24 protein-coding genes are annotated in these 23,267 nt (G+C 69.1%); 12 read left to right on the top strand and 12 right to left on the bottom strand.

Going from position 1 to position 23,267, the window contains the following annotated elements; all coding sequences use genetic code 11:
• Positions 1-42 precede the first annotated feature (42 nt).
• Together ACLARN_RS10190 and ACLARN_RS10185 are read right to left on the bottom strand one after the other, a co-directional pair.
• The gene (locus ACLARN_RS10190; RefSeq protein ID WP_409491078.1) at positions 43-837 is read right to left on the bottom strand and encodes a hypothetical protein; all 795 of its coding nucleotides are present in this window, start codon (positions 835-837) and stop codon (positions 43-45) included.
• Between the two features lie 46 nt (positions 838-883).
• The gene (locus ACLARN_RS10185; RefSeq protein ID WP_409491077.1) at positions 884-1,177 is read right to left on the bottom strand and encodes a hypothetical protein; all 294 of its coding nucleotides are present in this window, start codon (positions 1,175-1,177) and stop codon (positions 884-886) included.
• A 136-nt stretch (positions 1,178-1,313) separates the two neighbouring features.
• Between ACLARN_RS10185 and ACLARN_RS10180 the strand changes: the two genes are divergently transcribed.
• Positions 1,314-2,033: a class I SAM-dependent methyltransferase gene (locus ACLARN_RS10180; protein ID WP_409491076.1), complete on the top strand. Its 720-nt coding sequence runs from the start codon at positions 1,314-1,316 to the stop codon at positions 2,031-2,033.
• On the opposite strand, the gene ACLARN_RS10175 is transcribed toward ACLARN_RS10180, so the two are convergent.
• A complete protein-coding gene (locus ACLARN_RS10175; protein WP_409491075.1) occupies positions 2,020-3,057 on the bottom strand; it encodes a LacI family DNA-binding transcriptional regulator in 1,038 nt (345 codons plus the stop codon). The genes ACLARN_RS10180 and ACLARN_RS10175 overlap by 14 nt on opposite strands.
• Before the next feature lie 100 nt (positions 3,058-3,157).
• Here ACLARN_RS10175 and ACLARN_RS10170 point away from each other — a divergent pair, with 100 nt between their 5' ends.
• From ACLARN_RS10170 to ACLARN_RS10160, 3 genes are read left to right on the top strand one after another with little or no spacing between them, the layout of a single operon-like run.
• Positions 3,158-3,970, top strand: a complete 813-nt coding sequence (locus ACLARN_RS10170; protein ID WP_409491074.1) for an ABC transporter permease — start codon at positions 3,158-3,160, stop codon at positions 3,968-3,970.
• 12 nt (positions 3,971-3,982) lie between these two features.
• Positions 3,983-4,972 carry an ABC transporter substrate-binding protein gene (locus tag ACLARN_RS10165; RefSeq protein ID WP_409491073.1) on the top strand — a complete coding sequence of 330 codons (990 nt, stop codon included), beginning with the start codon at positions 3,983-3,985 and terminating at the stop codon, positions 4,970-4,972.
• Between the two features lie 8 nt (positions 4,973-4,980).
• The gene (locus tag ACLARN_RS10160; protein ID WP_409491280.1) at positions 4,981-5,739 is read left to right on the top strand and encodes an ABC transporter ATP-binding protein; all 759 of its coding nucleotides are present in this window, start codon (positions 4,981-4,983) and stop codon (positions 5,737-5,739) included.
• A gap of 230 nt (positions 5,740-5,969) precedes the next feature.
• Here ACLARN_RS10160 and ACLARN_RS10155 read toward each other — a convergent pair whose 3' ends face one another.
• The 4 genes from ACLARN_RS10155 to ACLARN_RS10140 form a co-directional block, all read right to left on the bottom strand.
• The gene (locus ACLARN_RS10155; RefSeq protein WP_409491072.1) at positions 5,970-6,560 is read right to left on the bottom strand and encodes a hypothetical protein; all 591 of its coding nucleotides are present in this window, start codon (positions 6,558-6,560) and stop codon (positions 5,970-5,972) included.
• Positions 6,561-6,566: 6 nt separating this feature from the next.
• Positions 6,567-7,976 (bottom strand): M20/M25/M40 family metallo-hydrolase, encoded by a 1,410-nt coding sequence (locus ACLARN_RS10150; RefSeq protein WP_409491071.1) that lies wholly within the window; start codon positions 7,974-7,976, stop codon positions 6,567-6,569.
• Positions 7,977-8,049: 73 nt separating this feature from the next.
• Positions 8,050-8,694 (bottom strand): TMEM175 family protein, encoded by a 645-nt coding sequence (locus tag ACLARN_RS10145; protein ID WP_409491070.1) that lies wholly within the window; start codon positions 8,692-8,694, stop codon positions 8,050-8,052.
• On the bottom strand, positions 8,691-9,206 hold the full coding sequence (locus ACLARN_RS10140; RefSeq protein WP_409491069.1) for a DUF6790 family protein: 516 nt from the start codon (positions 9,204-9,206) through the stop codon (positions 8,691-8,693). Before ACLARN_RS10140 ends, ACLARN_RS10145 begins: the two co-directional genes overlap by 4 nt.
• 56 nt (positions 9,207-9,262) lie before the next feature.
• On the opposite strand from ACLARN_RS10140, the gene ACLARN_RS10135 reads away from it, so the two are divergent.
• Together ACLARN_RS10135 and ACLARN_RS10130 are read left to right on the top strand one after the other, a co-directional pair.
• Positions 9,263-9,682, top strand: coding sequence for a MarR family winged helix-turn-helix transcriptional regulator (locus ACLARN_RS10135; protein WP_409491068.1), 420 nt, complete (start codon positions 9,263-9,265; stop codon positions 9,680-9,682).
• 136 nt (positions 9,683-9,818) lie between these two features.
• Complete coding sequence (locus ACLARN_RS10130; protein ID WP_409491067.1) at positions 9,819-10,310, top strand: hypothetical protein; 492 nt, start codon at positions 9,819-9,821, stop codon at positions 10,308-10,310.
• A 364-nt stretch (positions 10,311-10,674) separates the two neighbouring features.
• On the opposite strand, the gene ACLARN_RS10125 is transcribed toward ACLARN_RS10130, so the two are convergent.
• Both ACLARN_RS10125 and ACLARN_RS10120 read right to left on the bottom strand, forming a co-directional pair.
• Positions 10,675-11,907 (bottom strand): RNA polymerase sigma factor, encoded by a 1,233-nt coding sequence (locus ACLARN_RS10125; RefSeq protein WP_409491066.1) that lies wholly within the window; start codon positions 11,905-11,907, stop codon positions 10,675-10,677.
• Complete coding sequence (locus tag ACLARN_RS10120; protein WP_409491065.1) at positions 11,904-12,227, bottom strand: YciI family protein; 324 nt, start codon at positions 12,225-12,227, stop codon at positions 11,904-11,906. The genes ACLARN_RS10125 and ACLARN_RS10120 overlap by 4 nt, the downstream gene beginning before the upstream one ends.
• Positions 12,228-12,503: 276 nt before the next feature.
• Here ACLARN_RS10120 and ACLARN_RS10115 point away from each other — a divergent pair, with 276 nt between their 5' ends.
• A complete protein-coding gene (locus ACLARN_RS10115) occupies positions 12,504-12,728 on the top strand; it encodes a hypothetical protein (protein WP_409491064.1) in 225 nt (74 codons plus the stop codon).
• 97 nt (positions 12,729-12,825) lie between these two features.
• Here the strand turns inward: ACLARN_RS10115 and ACLARN_RS10110 are convergent, their stop codons facing one another.
• Both ACLARN_RS10110 and ACLARN_RS10105 read right to left on the bottom strand, forming a co-directional pair.
• Positions 12,826-15,192, bottom strand: coding sequence for a LuxR C-terminal-related transcriptional regulator (locus ACLARN_RS10110; protein WP_409491063.1), 2,367 nt, complete (start codon positions 15,190-15,192; stop codon positions 12,826-12,828).
• The gene (locus tag ACLARN_RS10105; RefSeq protein ID WP_409491062.1) at positions 15,189-16,340 is read right to left on the bottom strand and encodes a molecular chaperone DnaK; all 1,152 of its coding nucleotides are present in this window, start codon (positions 16,338-16,340) and stop codon (positions 15,189-15,191) included. Before ACLARN_RS10105 ends, ACLARN_RS10110 begins: the two co-directional genes overlap by 4 nt.
• A 296-nt stretch (positions 16,341-16,636) precedes the next feature.
• Between ACLARN_RS10105 and ACLARN_RS10100 the strand changes: the two genes are divergently transcribed.
• The 5 genes from ACLARN_RS10100 (at position 16,637) to ACLARN_RS10080 (ending at position 22,863) form a co-directional block, all read left to right on the top strand.
• Entirely contained in the window at positions 16,637-17,719 is a 1,083-nt protein-coding gene (locus ACLARN_RS10100; protein WP_409491061.1) for an IniB N-terminal domain-containing protein, read from the top strand.
• Positions 17,720-17,840: 121 nt separating this feature from the next.
• Positions 17,841-19,607 carry a dynamin family protein gene (locus tag ACLARN_RS10095; RefSeq protein WP_409491060.1) on the top strand — a complete coding sequence of 589 codons (1,767 nt, stop codon included), beginning with the start codon at positions 17,841-17,843 and terminating at the stop codon, positions 19,605-19,607.
• A complete protein-coding gene (locus ACLARN_RS10090; RefSeq protein ID WP_409491059.1) occupies positions 19,604-20,809 on the top strand; it encodes a GTPase in 1,206 nt (401 codons plus the stop codon). Before ACLARN_RS10095 ends, ACLARN_RS10090 begins: the two co-directional genes overlap by 4 nt.
• 105 nt (positions 20,810-20,914) lie before the next feature.
• Complete coding sequence (locus ACLARN_RS10085) at positions 20,915-21,475, top strand: TetR/AcrR family transcriptional regulator (RefSeq protein WP_409491058.1); 561 nt, start codon at positions 20,915-20,917, stop codon at positions 21,473-21,475.
• Positions 21,472-22,863, top strand: a complete 1,392-nt coding sequence (locus ACLARN_RS10080; protein ID WP_409491057.1) for an MFS transporter — start codon at positions 21,472-21,474, stop codon at positions 22,861-22,863. The genes ACLARN_RS10085 and ACLARN_RS10080 overlap by 4 nt, the downstream gene beginning before the upstream one ends.
• Here the strand turns inward: ACLARN_RS10080 and ACLARN_RS10075 are convergent.
• Positions 22,832-23,233: a PPOX class F420-dependent oxidoreductase gene (locus ACLARN_RS10075; protein ID WP_409491056.1), complete on the bottom strand. Its 402-nt coding sequence runs from the start codon at positions 23,231-23,233 to the stop codon at positions 22,832-22,834. The genes ACLARN_RS10080 and ACLARN_RS10075 overlap by 32 nt on opposite strands.
• Positions 23,234-23,267 lie beyond the last annotated feature (34 nt).

The raw sequence follows: 23,267 nt of genomic DNA, 5'->3' as shown, positions 1-23,267 counted from the left end.
GATCGCCGATGCTGGCCCTCGCCACCCCCGCGGTGGCGGGGGTCAGCGCCCGCCGAGTTTCGGCAGGGTCAGCGTGGTGACCGCCGTCGTCACCCAGCCCAGCAGGTCGCCGAGCGGGATGGTGGACAGCTTCTCCGGCCATTCTTCGGCCAGCGCGTGCAGAACGAGGTGGCCGTCGTGTGCCTCGACAGCGGTGAGCCGGATCCCTCGCGGGAGTTCCGGCAGGGGCAGCACGATCGGCTTGAGGCGGGACGGCGGGCCGAACCGGCGCCGTCCGATGTGGACGGCCATCGGCCGGAGGACGACCGAGTCATCCTCCACTGTGGACTCCAGGGCGAGATGTCCCCAATGGGGCCGCTTTTCCCAGCGGACGTGGAAATGCCCGTCCTCGCCGGGGGTCACGATGATGCCCGGCCGGATCTCGGCCACCCGTGCCCGCAGGATTTCGGGGGCCACCCGGATCGCCAACTTCACCTGTTCGGGGATGGCGGCGGGGGAGGGAAGCGAGCGGAGGCGGACGTTCGACGCCAGCACGGTGATACGACTCAGCGGGGTCTCCGGCCAGTCGACGTCCTCCACGACGATGCGGACGTCGCCGATCCGGCCGGTGGCGGCCAGGCTGAGGCTGTCGGCCTGGTAGTCGAGTTCGGTCAGGGTGAGCCCGACGTCGTGCCCGTCCACCTTCGTCGTCAGTCGTCGCCCGACCAGCTGTTCGGTCACGGTCTTCAGTACCGCGGCCGGGGTCACGGGCACGTTCGGCAACAGCGCCCGTCCGGCGGCGGCCAGGCCGAACAGCTCGGGAAGGGGGTTCAGGTCGAACCATCTGCCTTCGCTCATCCGACCAGTGTCGCCGAACGGGACGCCGATCGCTGCCGCAGGGGGGTCAGCGGGCCGCGAAACGGGCGATGACACCCGCCAGGATCACCCAGAACGCCGCGGCCAGACCGTAGTCGAGGATGACCGCGAGATTCGGGTCACTCACCGGGAAAAGCCCCGGCCAGAACAACGCCAGCGGCTTCGCCAGCGCCTGGATGAAGATGAAGAAACCGTTGCCCGCGTTGGCTCCCGCGAGCACCATGACCATGTACAGCAGCTCGATGAAAGCGAACAGCGCGCCGACAGCGGTGATGACGCGTACGGCGGTGTTGCTCCTACTGGTGGTTCGCCATCTGGACATGGCTGAAAAGTTCCCCGATCGGGCGATGACAAACGTTTCATCGGCCAAGTTGCGCCGATCGGCCGTACCTCGCCTACCCCTTGGAGGTGAACCGTGACGCAGTGGGACCAAAGTGGTATCGATTATCATTGTCATCATGACTGGAGACCAGTGGAATGACAGCTGGGAACGCCTCATGGCGAGGTATCAGCCAGGGCGCGCACAAGCGATCGAGCGGATGATCGAGCTGATCGCGACGCGGTGCGAAGGCTCGGCTCCTCGGGTGCTGGACGTGGGTGGCGGCACGGGCACGCTCTGTTCCCGTCTGCTCGAACGCGTGCCGCGGGCGGAGGTCACACTGGTCGATCTCGACCCGGTGATGCTGAAGATCGCAGGCTCGTCCCTGCCGTCCGCGGTGAACGTGGTCCGGGCCGATCTGCGGGATCCGGAGTGGACCACCTCGCTGCCCCACGTCGGCTACGACGCGGTGCTCGCGGTCATGGCGTTGCACTACCTGCCGCCCGCCCGGCTGACCGAGCTGTACACCGAACTCGCCGGTCTCGTGCGCGCCGGTGGATTCGTGGCCAACGTGGACGACATGCCGGAGGCGGAGGCCGTGGCACCCCTGGGTGACCACGGAATCCCGGACGACGGCGGAGTCTCCTGGGACGCTTGGTGGGGCCAGGTCGCGGCGGATCCGGTCCTCGGCCCGGCAGTGGCGGAACGGGCCAGGTTGTTCGGCGACGCGCCTTCGGCCGAATGGCACCCGCCGGCCGCGTGGCATCTGAGGGCACTGGGTACCGGGTCGTTCGACGAGGCCGGTGTGGCGTGGCGGGACGGTGATCAGGCCGCCGTGGTGGCCTTCAGATCCCGCTGAATGGCGCCGTGCTTCCGCGCAGGACGACGTGGCCTGGTACTCGTTCGATCCTGGCCCGTCCGGCGCGTTCCGGCAGCATCGCCAGCTCCAGCACCCGCTCGCCGAGGTCCTCCAGCGGCAACGCGACCGTGGTCAGCGGCGGGGTCAGGTCGCGGATCATCTCGATGTCGTCGAACCCGGCCAGCGAGACGTCGCCGGGCACACCGATCCCGCGCTCGCGCAACGCCGCGAGCGCGCCCGCCGCCATGACGTCGGTCGAGGCGAAGACACAGCTGGCACGCAGACCGCGGTCGATGAGCCGCCGAGTGGCCGTGTAACCGCCCTGGCGGGTGAAGGGGTCCTCGACGATGTCTTCACGCTCCACCGTGACACCCGCATCGGCGAGGGCTTCGAGGAAACCGCCGACCCGGTCGACGACCGTGGTGAGCAACGGGGGACCGGACAACACGGCGAACCGGCGGTGCCCGAGTTCGAGCAGGGCCCGCGCCAGATCGGCGGCGCCTTCCCGGTTCTCCGGCAGGACAGCGTCAGCCCGCAGGCCGCGGTGCCTGCTGATGACCGCGACCCGGCCGCCGGTCGCGCGATAGCGGTCCAGTTCCCGGCGCAGGCCCTCCTGGCGCTCGCGATCCTCGAAACCGGAGCCGATCAGCAGCATCGCCCGCACCCGGTGGCCACGCATCATCGAGGTGTAGGCGACTTCGCGGTCCGGGTCGCGGAACGTGCTGCCGAGGACGACCTGGAGATCGTGGCGGCTCGCCGCGCGCATCACCCCGCGCGCGATGCCGGCGAAGTACGGGTCGCCGACGTCGTGGCAGATCACCCCGACCGTCCGGCTGGACGACCGGGCCAGTGCCTGCGCGTGCGCGTTGGGGGAGTAGGCCAGGCTTTCGGCCGCCCGCACCACGCGGTCGCGCAGCGCCGGGCCGACGCTCGCGGTGCCGTTGAGCACCCTGGACGCGGTCGCGAGTGAGACTCCGGCCGCCTTCGCGACGTCGCCGAGGGTGCTCTGGGCCTGTTGGACCATTCGTGCTCCTCCCCCTTGACCGTGTGGCGGGCGGATTCTACGGTACGCCTGAAAGCGCTTTCAGAAAGCGTTTTCATTCTGGGGCGGCGCGGGAGGTTCGATGAAGATCACTCGCCGGGGCACGGCGGCGGAAGGCCTGCTCGAACGCACGTGGAGGCCGGTCGCCCTGCTCGCCGTTCTCGTGCTCGGCTGGCAGCTGGTGACGGCCACCACGGGGCTCATCGAGCCGTACCTGGTGCCCTCGCCCGCGGCCACTTTGGACGTCCTGATCGGTCAGTGGCCCTATCTGTGGCAGCACACGTGGGTCACCACCTACGAAACGGTGCTGGGTTTCGTGCTCGCCGCGCTCGTCGGCGTGCTCACCGCGGTGACGCTGGTGTCCTCGCCGACGGTGGAACGGACGGTCTACCCGGTCCTGCTGTTCGCGCAGGTGATCCCGAAGATCGCGATCGCGCCGCTGTTCGTGGTGTGGCTGGGGTTCGGGCTGGAGCCGAAGATCCTCGTCGCCGTGCTGATCGCGTTCTTCCCGGTGGTGATCTCGATGGTCACCGGGCTGAAATCGGTCGACCCGGAGATGCTGCAGCTCGCGTCCGTGATGGGCGGCGGCCCACTCAAGACGTTCTGGAAGATCCGGTTCCCCGCCTCGCTGCCACAGCTTTTCGCGGGCCTCAAGGTCGCCGTGACACTGGCCGTCACCGGCGCGGTGGTCGGCGAGTTCGTCGGCGCCAACGAGGGGCTCGGCTACCTGATCTTGCAGGCCAACGGAAATCTCGACACCCCGATGCTGTTCGCCGGGCTGATCGTGATGTCCGTCGTCGGCGTCGTCCTGTTCGTCCTGCTCGAAATCGTCGAACGCCTGGTACTGCCGTGGCACGCGAGCCGCCGGGCCGAGGCCGTCACCACCACCATCTGACAAGGGGTCGCGATGAGGAAACCAGCGATACTCGCCCTTCTGCTCGCCGCGACCCTGGTGATCGCCGCCTGCGGGACCGGGTCGGACACCAAGGCGGTGACGCTGACCCTCAACTGGTATCCGTACGGCGAACACGCGCCCTTCTACTACGGCGTCAAACAAGGGATCTTCGCCAAGCACGGGATCGACCTGAAGATCCAAGCGGGACAAGGCTCCGGCAAGACCGTGCAGGCGGCCGCGGCGAATCAGACGGACTTCGGCTGGGCCGATACGTCGGCACTGGCCGTCGCCGTCGAACAGGGTGTCGCGGTGAAGAGCGTCGGCGTGTTCCTGCAGACCACTCCCGCGTCGGTCCAGTTCTTCCGGGAGAAGAACATCACCAAGCCACAGGACCTCAAGGGACTCAAGGTCGCCACCACCGCCGGCGACGCGCTGACGAAGACGTTCCCCGCCTTCCTCAAGCAGAACGGGATGGCCGAGACCGACGTCCAGGTCCAGAACATCGACCCGGCTGGCAAGATGGCCGCGGTCCTCGCCGGGCGCGCCGACGTCCTGCTCGGCTTCGCCTCCGACCAGGGGCCGACGATCCAGGAGAAGGCCGGGAAACCGGTGTCGTATCTGCGGTTCTCCGAATTCGGGCTGAACTACTACAGCAACGGCCTGATCACCTCGGGCGGCACGCTCGCCAAGGACCCGGATCTGGTCAAGCGCATGGTCGCGGCCACGGCGGAAGCCTGGTCGGCCGCGGAGAAGGACCCGCAGGCCGCCGTCGACACGATGAAGGGGGCGTCGCAGCAGTTGCCGTCGCCCACCGTCCTGCTGGAGCAGTTCAAGACCACCTTGACGTTGCTGCACACCGACACGACCAAGAGTTCCGGGCCGGGCGTGAACTCCGCCGCGGACTGGAAAGCGACGATCGACACGTTCCTGCGGACCGGCGTGATCTCGAAGGCGCAGGATCCGGGCGCGTACTGGGAAGAAAGCGTGGCACCCCGAGGATGACCGTGACCATCGGCACGGCCGCGGTCGAACTCGACTCCGCCGCCGTGCGCTTCCGCTCCAAGAAGATCGACGTCACCGCGATCCGTGAGGTCTCCCTGTCCGTCGAGCCCGGCGAGTTCGTCTCGATCGTGGGGCCGTCGGGCTGCGGGAAGTCGACGTTGCTGAAACTCGTTTCCGGGCTGCTCAAGCCGTCTTCGGGCGTGGTGCGGCTGCTCGGCGAACCGGTCACCGGGCCACGGCACGACATCGGCTACGTCTTCCAGCGCGCGGCACTACTGGAGTGGCGTTCGGTCCGGCGCAACATCCTGCTCCAGGCCGAGATGCGCGGGATGCCCGCGGCCGAGGCGGCCCGCCGGGCGGACGAACTGATCGCGATGACCGGGCTCGCCGGTTTCGAGAATGCCTTGCCCCACGAGCTTTCCGGTGGGATGCAGCAACGGGTCGCGTTGTGCCGCGCGCTGTTGCACCGGCCGCGGGTGCTGCTGATGGACGAACCGTTCGGCGCGCTGGACGCGCTCACCCGCGAGCGGATGAACGTCGAACTGCGGCGGATCTGGCGCGAGACGGGCACGACTGTCCTGCTCGTCACGCATTCCATCGCCGAGGCGGTTTACCTGGCGAACCGGGTGGTGGTGATGACCGCGAGGCCGGGGACGGTGCGGGAACAGCTCCCGGTGGACCTGCCGGAGGAGCGGGAGTACTCGGAAACGTTGGCGCGGCCGGAATTCAGTGCCGCCACCGCGCATATCCGGCGGTTGCTCGATTAGGCGGTGTCTCCCGAATCGCCACTCACGACCCACCGGCAGAAGCGGGACTCAGGCGCTGAGCGCGGCCGCCATCCAGGGGGTGTCGCGAAAGCCACTTTCGAGACGTCTGACGTCCCGAAAGTGGCTTTCGCGACACGGCCGTTCCGGGCTGGTCCCGTCACGCTAGTCGTCCCGCTAATCACGCGACACCGCCACCAGCACGACCCCGACACCGATCTGGGAGACGCGCTCTAGTCGCCGAGCGGCGCGCCCCGCCATTGCCAGCCGGCGCGGGAAGGCCGCCCGGGAAGGTCCGTGCGGTCGGTCGCCCACAGCAACGCGGTCCAGGGGTCGACGTCGGTGGCGTCGACGTCCGAGAACATCCGTGCGAGGACGCGAGAACAGACGTCGCGGGGCGGATCGAGGGTGACGTCGAGGCCCCTGGCCATGTCTTCGCCGTGCACCAGGACCTCGACACAGCCCATGCCAGCGAAGCCCTCGGTGTCGGCACGGCCGCTCGGGTGGCATGCGCGGACATCCGGGGCCGCCGTGCGCAGGGTGGCGCCCAGGATGCCGGTGCCGACGGTGATGAACTCCAGCATCTCCGAGGGCGTCGCCGCCTTGTCGGCGACGGATTCGAAGCAGACGAAACGCGGCGTCGACGGCCGGGCGATCAGCAGTCCGGCGTAGGAGATGAGGCAGTCACCGAGGTGCTCGGCCGTCCGCCAAGCGTTCAGCTCACCGGTGCCCGGCGCTGACGACCAGTCACGGCTCGACGCCTTGTCCAGGCCGCTCACCACACTCGCCACCGCCGCGTCGAGATCGTCGGGCGTGATCGTCATCAGGCATCAGCTCAAGGGTGTCGGAAACGCGACCGGGGAACGGCGACCGTTCTTCCCGACCGCGCGAACGCCGAAGAACACGTTGTCCTTCGACAGATCCACCTTAGCCTCGGTCTTGTCGCCGACCCCGATCGAGCGTGTCCATTCGGCCTCCGTCGTCTCCCGCCAGACGACCTCGTAGCCAGCGAGATCCGGGTCGGTTCCACGCCGCCACACCAGATCCGTGTCGTTCGTCAGCTGGTTCGTCCGGATGCGGACGTCCTCGGGGGTGCCGGGCGCGGTCGCCAGCGACCACAGCGTGGCCGCGTTCACCCGCGCGACCCTGGTGATGAACGGGAAGTCACAGAACTCCGGCAGGTCGCCGAACTGCTTGCCGTTCTCCACCCGGACGTCCTGGTGCTGGTGCGCGTAGTCCTCGTGCGGTTCGGTGAACCGCGCCGCCGGATACCCCTGCTCCAGGAACGGGATGTGGTCGCCACCTCGGAGGTACCGGTCGCGCCGGTAGATCACCCGCACGGACATGCCGGTCGAGTCGTTCTCCGCGACCGACCGCACGAACCGCGCCAATTGGCGGGACGGCGAATCGTTCTCGCCACCGACCGCGCGCCGGATTTCGGCCTGCGCCGGGGTTTCCGACGTCGGCACGCCCTCGGCGAACAACCGGATCGTGCGTGGATCCCGCGTCCCGTCGTCCGCCCGGCTCGACCCGACGATGTCGTTGGTGAACATCGCCTGCACGTTCGTGCCCGCCGCCTTGTAGAGCGTGGCCAGATGCCGCGCGCCGAACAGACCCTGTTCTTCGCCCGCGACAGCCGCGAGCACGATGGTCGCGGCCGGGCGGCGAGTGGCGAGGACGCGGGCGAGTTCCATCGCGACGGCCACTCCGGAGGCGTCGTCGTCGGCGCCCGGCGCGTCCTTGGTCGCGTCGAGGGGATCCGAACACCGCGAGTCGTAGTGACCCGACACGACGTAGACCCGTTCAGGTGTGGCCGATCCGCGCAGCGTGGCGACGACGTTGGTGATCGTGGTGGCGACCGGGATCCGGGGCGGGGTGGGCGGCTGCACGTACGACTGCAACTCGACCTTCATCCAGCCGCCCGACCTTTCCGCGGACTTCCGCATCTCCGCGAAGATCCAGTCGCGGGCGGCGCCGATTCCCCGGACCGGATCGGTCTGTGAGGACAGCGTGTGCCGCGTCCCGAAGGCGGCGAGCCTGCGCACGGTGGCCTCGATGCGATGCTCGTCGATCTCCCGCAGAATCGCCCGCAGTTCCGCGTCGGGTCGTTGCGGTGGAAGGGATCCGCCGGGCCCTCGATCACCCAGCTGTTCGGCACCGGCCGGGACCCCGGTTAGGGCGACCGCCGAGAGCGCGGCCGACGTGGACAGGAACACTCGTCTGGACCTCTCCTGAGCCATCCTTCGTTCCTACGCGCCCCGCCATCGGGCGTCTACCCGCGAAAAGGATGAGCGCGGCGGGCGGTGATCCAGGTCAGGCATCGGACGGCCTCCGGTCCTGGACTCGGCGGGCGATGGCGAGTGCGATCGGCGCCGCGAGCCAGCACAGGTACGCACTGGTGTCCTCGGTGAGGAACGAGACGGGAATGGATACTCCGAACACCGTGGCCAAGCAGATGCTGCGCGTCAGGCTTTGGGCGAACACCCGGGGCGGGCCGTCCGTTCGGTACAGGTGCTCGCGCCGGATCTCCCGGATGATCAGCGCGAACGACGCGGACGCCAGGACCTGCACCATCGCGTACAGGCTGAACCGGAGCGGGAAGGCGCCGTCGGCGGTGATCACCCGCGTCGCGAACGGCATCAGGACCTGCATGAACAGCCAGACGAGGGTGAGGCTGATCAGGCGGCTGCTCAGCGAGCGGACGTAGGGGAAGATCTCGTGGTGGGCGCGCCAGTGGGCGGCGATCACCACGAAGCTGAGCGCGAAGGCGATGTATTCCTTGCCGTGGGCCGACACCGAACTCAGCATGGCGTCGGTGGTGTCGCCCTGAGGGATGGGGAGATCCAGGGCCAGCAGGGTGAGCGCGATCGCGATCACCGCGTCGACGAAGATGGTGAGCCGCTCGGCGGCGGCCGCTCGCGTCTGCCCGATCGCGTCGGGGCCGGTGGGGGTCGTCACGCCGCGACCGGTCGTGGGGTGGTCGCGAGTCGCCGCGATCGCACGGCCAGGACGATCATGACCGCCGGGATCAGGAGGTCGGTGACGAGGACTCCGCCGGTGTTGCCGGGGGCGTGGTCACCGTTGGCGAACCATTGGTAGACGTGGCCGATCAAGGCTCCCCAGAGGAACATCCCGGCGCTGATGCCGATGGTGATGCGTTCGCGTGCGGACGCCGAGGCGGCCCGGAAGCCCAAGATGGCCAGGCCGAGGTTGGCGAAGGCGATTTCGAACATGAAGGGCGTCCGCTCGAAGCCGATCGCCGTGGCCATGACGTCCGGGAAGGCGAGGAAAGCGACCGTCATCCACAGGCTGCCGCAGCCGAAGGCGCCGATGGCCCACCAGCGCTGCCAGATCTCGAGTCGTTCTTCGGATGACGTGGCGTGGCGGGCCCGGATGAAGGCTCCAATGGAAGGCACCACGATCCAGACCAGCGGGAAGGCGGATTGGGCGAGGTAAGCGAAGTTGTCCATGCCTCCAGTCTTACCTGGTTAATATTAACGTGTCAACACTCTGGTATGGTGAGCTGGTGGACGACGGACTCGCAGACCTGCTACACCGCGTGGTCATGCTGATGGGCGAAGCTGCCCGGCGGCGTGCCGATGACCCCGACGGTTTGACCTATAGCCAGATACGCCTTCTCGGCACGCTTGAGGAGATCGAACCGGCGACGCAGCACCGGCTCGCGCAGGCGCTCTCGATATCCGACCCGGCGATCAGCCGGGCGCTGCGGCCGCTCGAAGCGGACGGCCTGGTGCGGATCACTGTCGACCCCGAGCACGCGCGGCGGCGGCTGGTCCGTCTCACCGAGTCCGGCCGGAAAGCCTTCCACGCCGCCGGAAAGCCGCTCTACGACGAGTTCCGTGCGGGGCTCGTCGCGGCTGGTTTTCCTTACGAGCGCTACCTCGAAGACACCCTTCGGCTGGCTGAAATCCTCGCGCCCGACTGAAGCGCTGAATTCCGGCACGACCTCGATCTGGCTCCGCTGTTCGAGAAGCCAGCCACACCGCCGCTCTCGCCGAGGTCGCACAGTCCGGGCAGATCCGGGAACGGTTGATCGCCAAGGATTCGCTACTGTTGAAAAGATGAACACCATCGAGTTCCGGGTGTTCCGGCGTTCCGTTTCCGCGACGCCGGGCACACCGTCGCCGGTGGGCATCGTCGTGGACGGTGTTCCGCTGGTCCAGCTTGTCCGCGAGCTGGAGCTTCCGTATGCGGAAGCCGAGGAGGCCGAACGTGCCGGTGATTTTCCGGACTACCCGCCCGGCAAGTTCGCACAGGAACTCGCGGGAGATTACGCGTCTCTTTCAACGAAGTTCAATTGGCCGAGTCGCCACTTTCTCGGTGAGCCGCTGGAGCTGCCTCATGGCGGGGATGACGGCGAAACCATGCTGTTGGGCTGCACCTGCGGGATCAATGATTGCTGGGCTCTCCTGACCAGAATCGACCTGGCGGAAGAAACGGTGACCTGGTCGGGATTCCGTAACAACTCCCGCGACTGGGATCTGAGCGGGCTCGGGCCGTTCGTTTTCAGTCGCTCGCAGTATGAAGCCTCACTTCGAGCGACTGGTCAATGACAGCGGGGTAGGCCGTAGGTTGCATTCACCGTGCCAGGCAGGTGAGCGCGTCTGGCGCCTTGGCGAGCCGACACGGCAACGACCGCGGCCACACCTCTCGAACCACGTCAGCCTCATGGCCGTCGCGAAGGATCGTCCCGATTGACGTGGCCGGATCCACCAAGTCCCACGGAGTGTCGTCCACCAACCAGTGGACAGCGTTGGTGAGGTCTGGCCATCGCGTGTCTCGGTCCGCACCATCGCGTCACGGCCGGCGGTCGGGCGCCTATGTCGGATCCGTCGCCGACGCCTTCGCGGACATCGCGCACTTGATCGACCGTTCCCACCACATCGGGACGTTGCGGGCCGGGCGGCTGACGTCCGCTCAGGCCGACGACAGTTGGTCGCGGCGACGGGTCAGGTAGGCGGTCTCGGCGGTGTTGCCCGCCAGCTCGATGGCTTTGTCGTACGCCGCGCGCGACTGCTGACTCCGGCCCAGTCGGCGCAGCAGGTCGGCGCGGGTGGCGTGAAAGGCGTGATAGCCGTCCAGTGCTTCGGCGAGGCTGTCGACGATGGCCAGCGCCACCTCCGGGCCGTCGAGTTCGGCGACCGCGATGGCCCGGTTGAGGGCGACGATCGGCGAGGGATCGAGGCGGACGAGCTGGTCGTAGAGGGCGACGATCTGTGACCAGTCAGTGTCGCGTACGTCGCGGGCGGAGGTGTGCACGGCGTTGATCGCGGCCATGATCTGGTAGCCGCCCGGAGCGACCCCGGCGGCGAGACGCTCACGCACCAGCCGGTGGCCTTCGGCGATCAGCGCCTTGTCCCAGGCCCCGCGATCCTGCTCGTCGAGAGTGACCAGCTCGCCGTTTGCCGAGACCCGGGCGGTGCGGCGGGCCTCGATGAGCAGCATCAGCGCCAGCAGCCCGGCCACCTCACCGTCGTCCGGCAGGAGGCCGCGGATCAGGCGGGTGAGCCGGATCGCCTCGGCGGTCAGGTCGTGACGGACCGGGTCGGTGCCGGGGCCGGTCGCCAGGTAGCCCTCGTTGAAGACGAGGAAGAGGACGGCGAGTACCCCGGAGACCCGCGACGGCAGATCCTCCGCGGTCGGCACGCGATAGGGGATGCGGGCCGCCTTGATCTTGCCCTTAGCGCGGGTGATTCGTTGCTCCAACGTGGTTTCCCGCACCAGGAAGGCGCGGGCGATCTCGGGCACCGTCAGCCCGCCGAGCATGCGCAGGGTCAGCGCCACGCGGGCTTGCATCGCCAGCGCAGGGTGACAGCAGGTGAAGATCAACCGGAGCCTGTCGTCGTCGATGGCGCCGAGAGGCTCGTGCGGGTCGTCGTCGTACACCATCCGAGCCTCCTTCTCCTTGTCGTCGCGTTTGTTCTCACGCCGGATCCGGTCGATGGCCTTGCGGTTGGCGGCGGTGGTCAGCCAGGCGCCGGGGTTGGGGGGCACGCCGTCGGACGGCCACCGCTCGACGGCGGCCGCGAACGCCTCGGCGGCCGCCTCCTCGGCGATGTCGAGGTCACCGAAGCGCCTGGTCAGCGCGGAGACCACCCGGGCCCACTCCTCGTGGTGGACCCGGGCGATCGCCTTGTCGACGTCGTTCACCGGAACGGCCGCACCTCGATCTTCCGATCGCAGATCTTCGACGCCTCGGTGGCGAGTTTGAGCGCCACGTCCAGATCGGGGGCCTCCCACACCCAGACGCCGGCCAGGTATTCCTTCGACTCCACGAACGGCCCGTCGGTGAACACCGCCCGCTCGCCCCGGTTGTCGATGACCGTGGCCGTGTCGGTGTCCGCGAGCCCGCCCGCGAAAACCCAGTGGCCGTCGGCGATCAGTCGTTCGTTGAACTCGCTGATGGCGGGCTGCCTGTCCGTGCTGCCAGGATTGCTCTTGTCGTCGATCACGGAAACCAGGTACTTCATCGGCAGATCATCTCCTGTGGTGTCAAGACAACGGGGTCGTTCAGGCCGTCGCATACCGCGGGCGCCCGGCGAACAGCTCGTTCATGATCGCGGTTCCTTCGCTTGGGCGCCGCCCCTCGCGGGCGGCCTCACCCCTGCTACGAACGCCACTGGCCCGATCCGACAACTCCGCTCAGACTTTTTTCAAGAGCCCAGCACGCCGAACCACTGCTCGGCGAAGTGGAGTGAACGCATCCCCCGGGATTCATGGAAACCCTTTCCGGGTAGTAGAGGGCCATGAAAGCCGACGCGTCCAAGGACTTCGACAGCCGGTCGCCCTACACCTGGAGGGCAACGACATCGGCGGTGATGGCCGTCATGTCGGTGGTAGCGGGCATCAGCATCGTCGCCTCCAGTGGCCAGGGAATCGGGTGGTTCTTGCTGGTGATCGGACTGGTCACTGCTCTGGTCGCCGCCGGGCTCTTCCACCTCGCCCGGAAGTCCCGCCACCCGCGGGACTGAGCCGACCGGCTCTAATGTCCCGAGTCCGATGTTCGCCGAACTCGCGAGATACGGCTCCGAGCACGCGAGTGCGGCACCGATGTACGGACGGGCGCGCTCAGCGGATTCGCGTGTCCGCTTCGGCGGCCGGAAGTATTTCCCGCAACATCGCCAGCAACTCACGCCGGTCACTGGCCCCGAGTTTCCCCCGGATCCGGGCCATATGGTGCTCCACGGTCTTCCCCGAGATGAACAGCTTGCTCCCGGCCTGCTTGTACGTCAGCCCGTCGACGACGAGCCGCGCGACCTCCAGTTCCCGTTCGCTCAAAGCGTTCAGCCCGGTGGCCGCGACGGGTTCCGGAGCGCGGCCCTGGAACTGCCTGGCGGCTTCGAGCAGCTGGACCATCGCCTTGCGGTCCGAGGTCCGGATCGCCGCCTGCCCGGCCAGCCGGGAAGCGTCCCAGCAGAGCCCGAGTTCGTGCAGTTCCGACGCGGACGCGGTGATCGCCTCGGGGTCGAAGGTCCCGGTCAGGACCGCGAGCCAGCCTGTCGCGGCGGAGGCGAGCGCCGCAGGATACCGTCCGCAGGAGGCGAAGTCGTTCAGCGCGGCCAGATGTTCACCTGCCAACGCGTGATTTTCGACGGTGATGGCGGCGTGCAGTTCGTGCCAGCGCAGCGTGGCTGTCCACAGTGGAGGGTTGCCGAGCGCGTCGAGCACCGTGTGCGCCCGCTCCAGCTGTCCGGCCAGTTTGGCGCTCGCGCCGCCCCGTGCGGCCGCGATCGCGAGTTCTCCCAGCGGCAGCAACGAATACAGGTCCGGCTGCTGCCGCATCGAAGCCTGGTACGCCCGGTCCCAGGACCGTTGAAGCCCGGGAAGGTCGCTCGACCGTCGCGCCAGGCCCAGTTGAAGGGTGGCGGCGAAAAGTTCGTCGCGGGCTTCGAGACCCTCTGGTGGCATCAGGGCCTCGGCGGCCGTCTTGAGGTCGCCCGCGGTCATCGCGACCCAGCCGAGCAGCAGCCGGTGCCGTTTCGCGAGCAGGTCGCCGCCGATCCGCCCGCTCACCGCGCGGCTCAGCACCGACTCGGCCAGTGCGAGTTCGCCGGAATGCAGGCCCACCAAGGCCGCGAGGGCCGCCGGGCTGTCCGGAAGCGGCGCCGTGGCCTCCGCCGATTCCAGCATCGACGCCGCGCCCAGCAGGGCCGACAGGGTTTCCGCGCCGCAGCCGGACACCGAATCGGTGATGGCGCGCGCCATGCGTGAGGCGGCACCCGCGAACAGCGTCGGGACTTCGGGGGTCTCCAGCACACCGCGGGCGGTTTCGAGCTTTCCGGTGCCCAGCAACGCGATCGCGGCGAACGCCTTCGAACCGGCCCGGCCGGACCATTGGTACAGCTCCGCGCTGTGCGCCAGTTCGCCGCGATGCGCCAGCACCGTCGCGGCCACCTCGGCGCCCGCGGCCCTGGCGTCCGTATCCGACGTGCTGCCGAGCATGCCGTCACCGAGCCGGAGCGCGGTGTCGAGGTCCCCGGCCAGCGCCGCGGCATGAGCCCAGCCGACGGTGAGCGCCGCGCCGCGCCCACCGGCCTCGGACGCGGCTTCGTAGAACCGCGCCGCGAGTTTCGTGTCGTCCGGCATCGCCTCACGTGCGGCCGCCTCGAAGGCCGCCGCCGCGCTCGCGCCCGAACTTCCCGTCCCCAGCAGGGAACGAGCGAGATCCAGTACCGGAAGCCCGTCGCGCAACTGGAGTTCCACCAGGCGTTGCAGCACCGTCAGCCGCCGCCCCGGCGAACCCCAGGTGCGCAAGGCTTCGGCGGCGATCGGCAGCAGGACGTCGTCCTCGCCGAGGAGTCCGGTCGCCCTGGCGCCGTCGAAGATCTCGGGCAGGCCCTCGCGATCGCGGTTGAGCAGCGCCGCCAGCAGATCGAGATTCCGGCCCGCACCGGCTTCGGCCGCGATCAGGAAGCGGTGCACGTCGTCGTCCAGCTGTTCCAGCTCACCGCGGAAGTCCGCGAGCCTGCCGGTGACCGCGCGGAGCACGAGTCCCGGCACGCCACCGGTTCTGGCGTGGACGTCTTCGGCCGCGGCCGCGTCGCCACCGGCGTATTCGACGAGCCGCCGGACGTCGTCGACGCCGAAAGCGCCCAGCGACACCGATCTGCCGAAGGAGTCGGCGAGTGCGCGCAACGCCTTGGTCCGCGCCGTCGCCCGGCAGGCCAGTACGACGGGCGTGGTCGTTTCTTCCGCCAGTGCCTTGATCTTCGCGATCTCGTCGTCGCCGAGCTGGTCGGCGTCGTCGACCAGCAGGGCCTCGACCCCGGCACCCGCGTAGTGGCGCCCGAGCAGGCCGAGCAGATGGGTCTTCCCGTGCCCGCCGGGGGCGACGACGGTGACCCGCACCGGGAGTTCCGGGGCGGTGGTCACCTCGTCGAGCAGGCGCCGGGCACCCGGATGGATGATGCCGGGCTTGTCGAGCAGTGCGTTCAACAGCGACCTTCGGGGGGTGTAACGGCGCCGGGGGTGGGCGGCGCGCAGGAACTCGAAGTGGTGGGAGGGGCTTCGGGACCCTTGCCCGCGGTGGCTTCACGAGTGGTCAAGGTGAGCAGCAGGGTGGTCGCGGCCAGCACCACGACCGCGGCTCCGGCGACGAGAGGCTTGCGACGGCTGAGCAGTTTCGCCGCCCCGGTGCGTTCTGGCAAGGGGAACGGGGTGATGTCGACCGGCGGCCGTTCGGGTCGCTCGGTGAGTTCTCCGGGCACGTCGACCCGGGGGAGCAGGGTGGTTTCCACGGTTTCCACCGCGGCCAAGGCGCTCGAACGCGGGCCGCCGGGTTGAGGAACGTCACGTCGTGCGGCGATGTTCGCCGCGCCGGTCGCCACCGTCAGCACGGGATCGCTGGAGGCGAAGACGGGACACGGCATCCGGCCGGGAACCGGTGGGGCCTCGCCGCAGAACACGATGCCCGCCAACGTCGTCGGCTGGATCCCCGCGCCGTTCGCGAGTTCGAAGACCTTGCCGACGGCCTCACCGGGGTCGACGCCTTCCACCGTCTTGACCGGCTGCCAGCCGTTGATCCCGGCGGTGGCGATCGTGACCACCGCGCCGTCCGGGCCGAATTCGCAGATCCCGGCGGTGACGTCGCCTTGCGGGGCGAGATACGCGTGGAGTGCGGCGATGGGCGCCGGTACCAGCGCGGCACGGGGGTACCCGGCTTCGGTCAGCGCCCGGCGCAGCAGGTCGCGGCGGAACGAGCCCCAGCCGACGGGGTGCGTGATGACGATGTGCCGCGGTTTCTCCCCGAAGCGCTCGGCCGCCTGATCCACCGCGGCGTCCACGAGGACGGCGCTGAGGGATTCGGCGGGGAACCGTTCGCCGCCGACGATCACCGGGACGTCGTCGCCGATCCGCTCGTGGAACCCGGTCAGCAGCCGAGCGGGCGCCGACCGGCCCGCTTCGGCGGCGGCGTCCCCGGTGAGCAGGTAGCCGTCGTCGTCGAGGAACACCGCGGACGCCGCCGACGGGCCGCTCCCGCCGAGCCACGACGGCTCGGGCACGCCCCAGCCGTCACCCTGGTTCACGCAGGTGGCGGCGGTGGTGCGGGTCGAGGCGATATCGATGCCGAGGACGTAGGGCAACGCGCATCCTCCTTCGCTTGACCAGCCCCTAAGGACCATCTAGGGCCACTCACCCGAACGGCTTGCCCCATCCGGGTGAGGGTTGGCATTAAACCCAACGGGGTGCGTCTCGGTTAAGCCCCTAACGCCCTAACGATGTCATACCGATCCCCTATTGGCTGAGTGAGCGACGACCAGGAGTGATCCCCGATGTGCTGGGAGGTACCCCTTCACTAGCTTCGGTGACCTGCGATCAGCCGTGCCGTCGGCGCCGCTGCGTTTGCCCCACCGACCTAGACCACCAGGAGAGTCCTTCCATGGGTTCCGTCCAGACCCTGCACGACTTCACGCTGAACCTGCTGAACGACACCGCCGCCCGCGCGGCGTTCGCCAACGACCCGCAGCAGGTCCTCGCCGACGCCGGCCTCGGTGACATCAACGCCGCCGACGTGCACGAGGTCGTCCCGCTGGTACTCGACTTCGTCCCGGTCGACACCGCCACCGACATCTCCGGCACCGCCGCCTCCACCGCCGACAACCTGGCGGGCTTCGGCGGCGTCGCGAACGTCGTCAACGGCACCGACGGCGAGTGCGCCGACGGTGTCCAGGGCGCGATCGACCAGCTCACCGCGCTGACCGCGGGCCTGCCGGTCGACGTCCCCGGCACCCTGCCGGGTCTCCCCGACCCCGGTCTCCCTGGTCTCCCCGGCCTCCCGACCCTGCCGGGCCTTCCCGACGCCGGTCTCCCGGGTGTCCCGGCCCTGCCGGACGCGGGCCTGCCCGCCGTCCCGGCCGTCTCCGACGTGTCGAACGCCGCCGCCGGCGTGACCGCCCTCGCGCAGAACACCGTCGGCAGCTTCGGCCTGACCGACGACCTTTCGCACGGCCTCGACGCCGCGTCCCTCGGCCAGGCCGGTGACCTCGCCAACGGTGCCGTCGACACCGCGACCGACCTCGCCCACGACGTCCCCGCCGTGGACGCCGTTCCGGTTCCGGCCGTGGACTCGGTTCCGGCCGTCGGCGACCTGGGCAGCGACCTGCCCCGCGTCGACGGTGTCGCGGGCGGTGCCCCCGACTTCCTGTCGCAGGTCGGCGACCTGACCAGCGTCATCGGCCAGACCGGCGTCGCCGACGTCACCACCAAGGTGCACGAGGTCGCCAACAACTACGCCAACGGTGACATCGCGAACAACCTCGGCAACCACGGCGACGTGACCGGCAATGTCGCGGGCAACGTGGCCAACGACGTCGCCCACGTCGCGAACCAGGCAGGCGTCTCCGACGTCCACGACGTGGTCTCCGAGGTCGGCAACAACATCGGCCACAACGTCGGCAACATCGGTGACATCAACATCGGTGCCGGTGACATCGGCTCGGGCAACGACATCCACATCGGCTGAGCTGAACATTTTTCATTTTCGTGCCAGGGTCCCGCGACCGCACCAGGTCGCGGGGCCCGCACGCCGATGTTGGCCTATGCCACATTGATTCCGCGCTTGGTTAAGGGAACACTGCATCCCCGTGACAGCCCCCGCCTGGCTCGACGTGCTCAACGAGACCTTGGACGCCTGTGCCGCCCACGGTCGCGCCGACCTGGCCGAACGCCTCCGGCGGAGACGGGACCAGCAGGTTCCGGGCACCCGGATCGCGGTGGTCGGTTTTCCCAAGCAGGGCAAGGGATACCTGCTCAACGCGCTGCTGAACGCCCCGGTCTGCGCGGTCGGGGACGCGAGTACGCCCGCCGTCCCCACCGAGATCGGCTACGCCCACGATCCCGCCGCCACACTGGTCGGGCACGCCCGTGAACGCGTGCCGGTCGGCGACCTCGCCAAGGAACTCGAGGTCCGGCCGCCCGGTTCGCTGCGCCGGGTCGAGGTCGGCCTGCCGCGCGAACTTCTCGGCACGGGACTGGTACTGGTGGACACCCCGGCCATCGGGGATCCCCGCTCGCCGCGGACGGCGGCCACCCTCGACGTCCTCGCCGACGCGCACGCGGTGATCCTCGTCTCCGACGCGACACAGGAACTCCAGCCTGCCGAACTCGCGCTGGCCCGGCACATCCGGACCTGGTGCCCGGCCTTGGTACTGGCGCTGACCAAGATCGACGTCAGCCCGGACTGGCGGGAACTCGCCGCCCGCAACCGCGCCGCGCTTTCGCGGACCGGCGTCGTCGCCGACGTCTTCCCCGTGTCCGCGACGGTGCGCCAAGCCGCCGCGAAGGCCGGTGACGCCGACCTCAATGGACGGTCCGGTTATCCGGAACTCCTGAACTGGGTAGGAGAACAGGCCGCGCGCCCGATCGAACACACCCGGGCGCTCGCCGCCGCGGTGAGCGTCCGCGCGGCGGCGGTCGAATTGGTCGAGACGTTGCAGACGCGGCTCGACGCCTTCTCGCAGGACAGCGGGATCGACCAGGTCACCCTGCTGCACCAGGCGCAACGGCGCTCCGAGGACTTGCGGCGGCAGAACGTCCGCTGGCAGAACATGCTGTCGGACGAGATCACCGACCTGGTCTCCGACGCCGAATACGACCTGCGTGAGCGGACCAGGGTGATCGTGCGGCATATCGACCGCACCTTCGACGAAGGCGACCCGGTGCAGATCTGGCCGGATTTCCAGACCTGGCTGGAAGAGAACCTCGCCGAGGCCGTCGAAACGAACTACAACTGGGTGTCCGACCGGTCGACGTGGATCGCGCACGCGGTCGCCACCGGTTTCGGCGCGCGGTACGGCCAGGCCCCGGATCTGCCGCTGACCGGGTCCGGAGTGGACTCGATCCCCGAAGTCGGCGCCCCCAAGATCGAGCGGTTCAAGATCGGGCAGAAACTCTTCACCGGGTTGCGTGGTTCCTACGGCGGCGTGCTGATGTTCGGACTGGTCACCAGTCTCGCCGGGCTGCCGCTGATCAACCCGGTGTCCCTCGGCGCCGGTGTCGCGTTCGCCACCAAGAGCGTGCGCGACGAAGGCGGGATGCGGCTTCAGCGGCGTCAGGCACTGGCGAAGGCCGCGGCGCAGCGCCACGTCGACGACGTGTTCATCCGGTTCAGCAAGGAGATCAAGGACGAGATCCGCCAGGTCCAGCGGCGGCTGCGCGACCATTTCACCGCGCTGTCGGACGAACTCGCGGAAGAGCTGACGCGCCAACGGGAACTGATCATCGCCGGATCCACCGAACGGGACCGGCGCACGCAACGGGTCAAGAAGGAGATCGACCGGCTCGCCGCCCTGCATCGGAAGGCGGGAGCTTTAGGCGTGACCGCCCGTGATGTCCGGGAGCTCTCCGCGTGACGGCGCTGGACGTCCGTGAACTGCTGAGTGACGCCGCCGGGCTCTACCGGGACCGTCCGCACGCGGTGGCGATGCTGCGGGAATGCCTGGAGCGACTGGAAGAACCGCTGCGGGTCGGCTTCGTCGGCACACCGGGGACCGGGAAGTCCACTTTGGTCTCCGCGCTGGCGGAATGGCCGACGAGGGCACTGCGTGAACTCGAGCTGTTCGACACCCCGGCGCCTGCCGAACACGTCGACGCGACGGTGCGCCTGGTGCGTCACCTCGAACCCGACGAACTCGCCGGTGTCCGCCCGGTGGGCGGTTCCGCGTTCGCGCGGCAGAGCGCGGTGAACTCGGTGCTGGTGCTCGGCCGGGCAGACGAGGTCGGCGCCGGCCGGATCGATGCCTTGCTCACCGCGAAACAGCTGGCGCGACGGGCTTGGCGCGAGGACCCGAATTGCGCGGGATTCCAAGGCGTCATCGCGGTCGCCGGGCAACTGGGATACGCGGGCCGGGCATTGCGGGACGACGAGTTCGAGGTGCTGCGCGCGCTGGCGTCGGTCTCCCGGCAGGATCTGGAGCGATATCTCCTGTCCGTAGATTCCTTTGTGGACGATCCGTTCCCGGTGCGGATCCCGCCGGAGTCGAGGAAACATCTGGTGGCGCGGTTCGGGCTCTACGGCGTCCGGCTGGCGATCACCCTGATCCGCACCGGCTGCGAGAGCAGGCTGAAGCTTTCGGCGGAACTCGTGCACCGCAGCGGTCTCGGCGACCTGCGGGACACGCTCGCGGGATGCTTCGTCGCCAGGGCCGAAGCTTTGAAGGCACGCACGGCGGTGTTGCGGCTGGAAGCCCTGCTCGCCGCCGAACCGGTCCGCCACGGTGACCGGCTGGCCGCGCGCGTGGAGCGGTTCGCCGCCGCCGCACACGATTTCCGGGAGTTGCGGCTCATCGCCGACGTCCGCGGTGGCCGTACGGCGTTGTCCGGGGAGATCGCCGAGGAGGCCGCCCGGTTGCTCGGCGCGCAGGGACTCGCGCCCACCGAACGGCTCGGCCTCGAACCCGACGCCGACCCGGCCGAGATCCACGCGAGCGCCGAGAGCGCGCTCGCCGGATGGCGGCACGAGGCGGAACGGGCCGACGCCGCGCACGCCGAACGCGCCGCCGCGCGGGTGATCGTGCGTTCGGTGGAAGGACTGCTCAGCCTGTTCGTGGCTTGACTCGCGGCCAAGGTGTTCTTGGTACTTACAGCGGCTGGAGGCCTTCGCGGCCACCTTGCTTGTTAGTGGTTAGTAACTGGTAACTTGGCAGGTATGGCCCAACGGATGAGTGGAACCGAACGACGTGCCCAGGTGCTGGCCATCGCGGCGACCGAGTTCGCGGAACACGGCCTGCACGGGGCGTCCACGGAGAAGATCGCGAGGCAGGCGGGGATCACGCAGGCGTACGTCTTCCGGATGTTCGGCACGAAGAAGGCCCTGTTCCTGGAGCTGGTCCGGGCGGCGTTCGAGCGGGTCAGCGGCGGGATGCGGGACGCGGGCGAAGGGAAGACCGGCCTGGACGCGCTCTCCGCGATGGGTGCTCAGTACTTCGACCTGCTGGCCGACCGGACCGGGTTGTTGTTGCAGCTTCAGGGTTTCGCCGCGTCTGGCGACCCGGAGGTGCGGGACGCGGTGCGGGAGTGTTTCGCCCGGATGTGGGGTACGGCCGAGGACGGCACCGGGCTCGAACCGGTGACCGTGAAGACGTTCCTCGCCTACGGGATGCTGCTCAACGCCGGTGCCGCACTGGACGTCGGGGAGGTCGACGCGGTCTGGGCCGAGGGGGTCCGCACCCGGATCCAGCCGGGCCTGTTCTCGCACGTCACCACCGAGACGAACCGGTGAGCGCCGACGCCGGACGCCTGAGTACCGCGCTGATCTGCACGGCGTTGGCGGGCGCGGTGATCGGCAGTGTCGGCGCACCCCTCATCACCCCGGTCGCCACCGGGATGCACGTGTCCCTCGACGCCGCGCAGTGGACGCTGACGGTGACCCTGTTCACCGGTGCGATCGCGGGCCCGGTGCTGGGCAGGCTCGGCGGCGGCCCGTACCGCCGCGTCACCATTCTGGCCACTTTGGCCCTGGTCACGGCCGGGGGACTGCTGACGGTTCTTCCGCTCCCGTTCGCGGCACTGGTGATCGGCCGCGGACTGCAAGGGCTCGCGGTCGCGGTCGGGGCGCTGCTGATGAGTGTCGCTCGCGCCCACCTGCCACCGGAGCGTTCGACGTCGACGATCGCCGCGTTGTCGGTCGCGTCGACTGTCGGCATCGGAGTCGGCTATCCGGTGATCAGCCTCATCGACCAGCTCGCCGGACTCCGCGCCGCGTATGGACTCGGGCTCGTCCTCTCCGCGGTCGCGCTGGCCATCGCCTGGCGGACCTTGCCCGTCGAGGCGCCAGGGGAGCGACCCCGGATCGACGTCACCGGTGCGCTGCTCCTCGCCGCCGGAACCCTCGGGCTCCTCCTCGTCATCGCCGAACCCGCGATCTGGGCGGCGCCTTGGTCGGCTGTCGGCGCTCTCACTGGTGTTGCCGCGCTCTTGGCCGTGTGGGCGTTCATCGAACTGCGCACCACGACGCCGTTGGTGAATCTTCGGCTGCTCGGCCAAGGTCCCATCCTGCGCGCGAACGTGGCGATCCTCATCGCCGGGGCGGGCTTGTACCTGCTGTTCAGCCTGTTCACCCGCTACGTGCAGACCCCCGACGGTGCCCACTACGGCTTCGCGCTTCCCGGTATCGCCGCCGGCGCGGCCCTGATCCCGTTCTCGCTGCTCGGGTTCGTCGCGGGAAAGTCGGTGCCACGCCTCATCTCACGCGTCACCGAACGGTGGACGTACACGCTTTCGGCCGTGATCGCCGCCGCCGGTGCCCTGCTGTTCGTCGCCGGTAACCAGTCCTTGCTCGCCGTCCTCGCCGCGATCGCGCTACTCGGTTTCGCCGTCGGAGGCGTCTTCGCGGTGATGCCCAAGCTCGTCCTCGTCGGTGTGCCCCAAGAAGAAACGGCCAGCGTGCTCTCGATCAACCAGATCGCCCGCAGCATGGGAATGAGCGTCGGCAGCGCGCTCGCCGGCTTCCTGCTCGCCGCCACCACTCCGAACGGCGGACTGCTGCCCACCCGGAACGGCTACGTCACCGCGGCGTTCTGGGCGCTGCCGCCCCTCGCCGTCAGCGCGCTCATCCTCGCCGCGACCGGCTCGCCCGTTAGGCGTTGCCGAGTACGCGGGTCACGGTGATCTCGATGACCACGCGCTCCGGGTTCGGCTTGGGCTGCCGGTAGCGCGCGGCGTAGCGGTTCTCGGCGTCGCGGACCGACTCCGGATCCTCGCGCAGCACCGCGCGTCCCTCCAAAGTGGACCAGCGCGGTCCGTCGATCTGGCAGGCGGCGACCGGAATGCCCTGTTCGTCCGCTTCCTTGATCATGCGGGCCTTTTTGGACGAGCGGAACGTGATCACGCGGGCGATCCCGGTCTCGAAGTCCACCGTGACCCCGACGGCGACGACATGAGGAGTCCCGTCGGGGCGGACGGTGGTCAGGGTGGCGAGATGCCGCTCGGTCCAGAATTCCCGGAAGGTCTCGCCGCGCGCGCTCAAGTCGATCGTCATGCGCTCACGTTAAGGCACGTTCACGCAAGCGTCA

The organism is Amycolatopsis sp. cmx-11-12 (assembly GCF_046269425.1).
Lineage (GTDB): Bacteria > Actinomycetota > Actinomycetes > Mycobacteriales > Pseudonocardiaceae > Amycolatopsis.
This window is presented reverse-complemented; position numbering and strand designations above follow the sequence as displayed.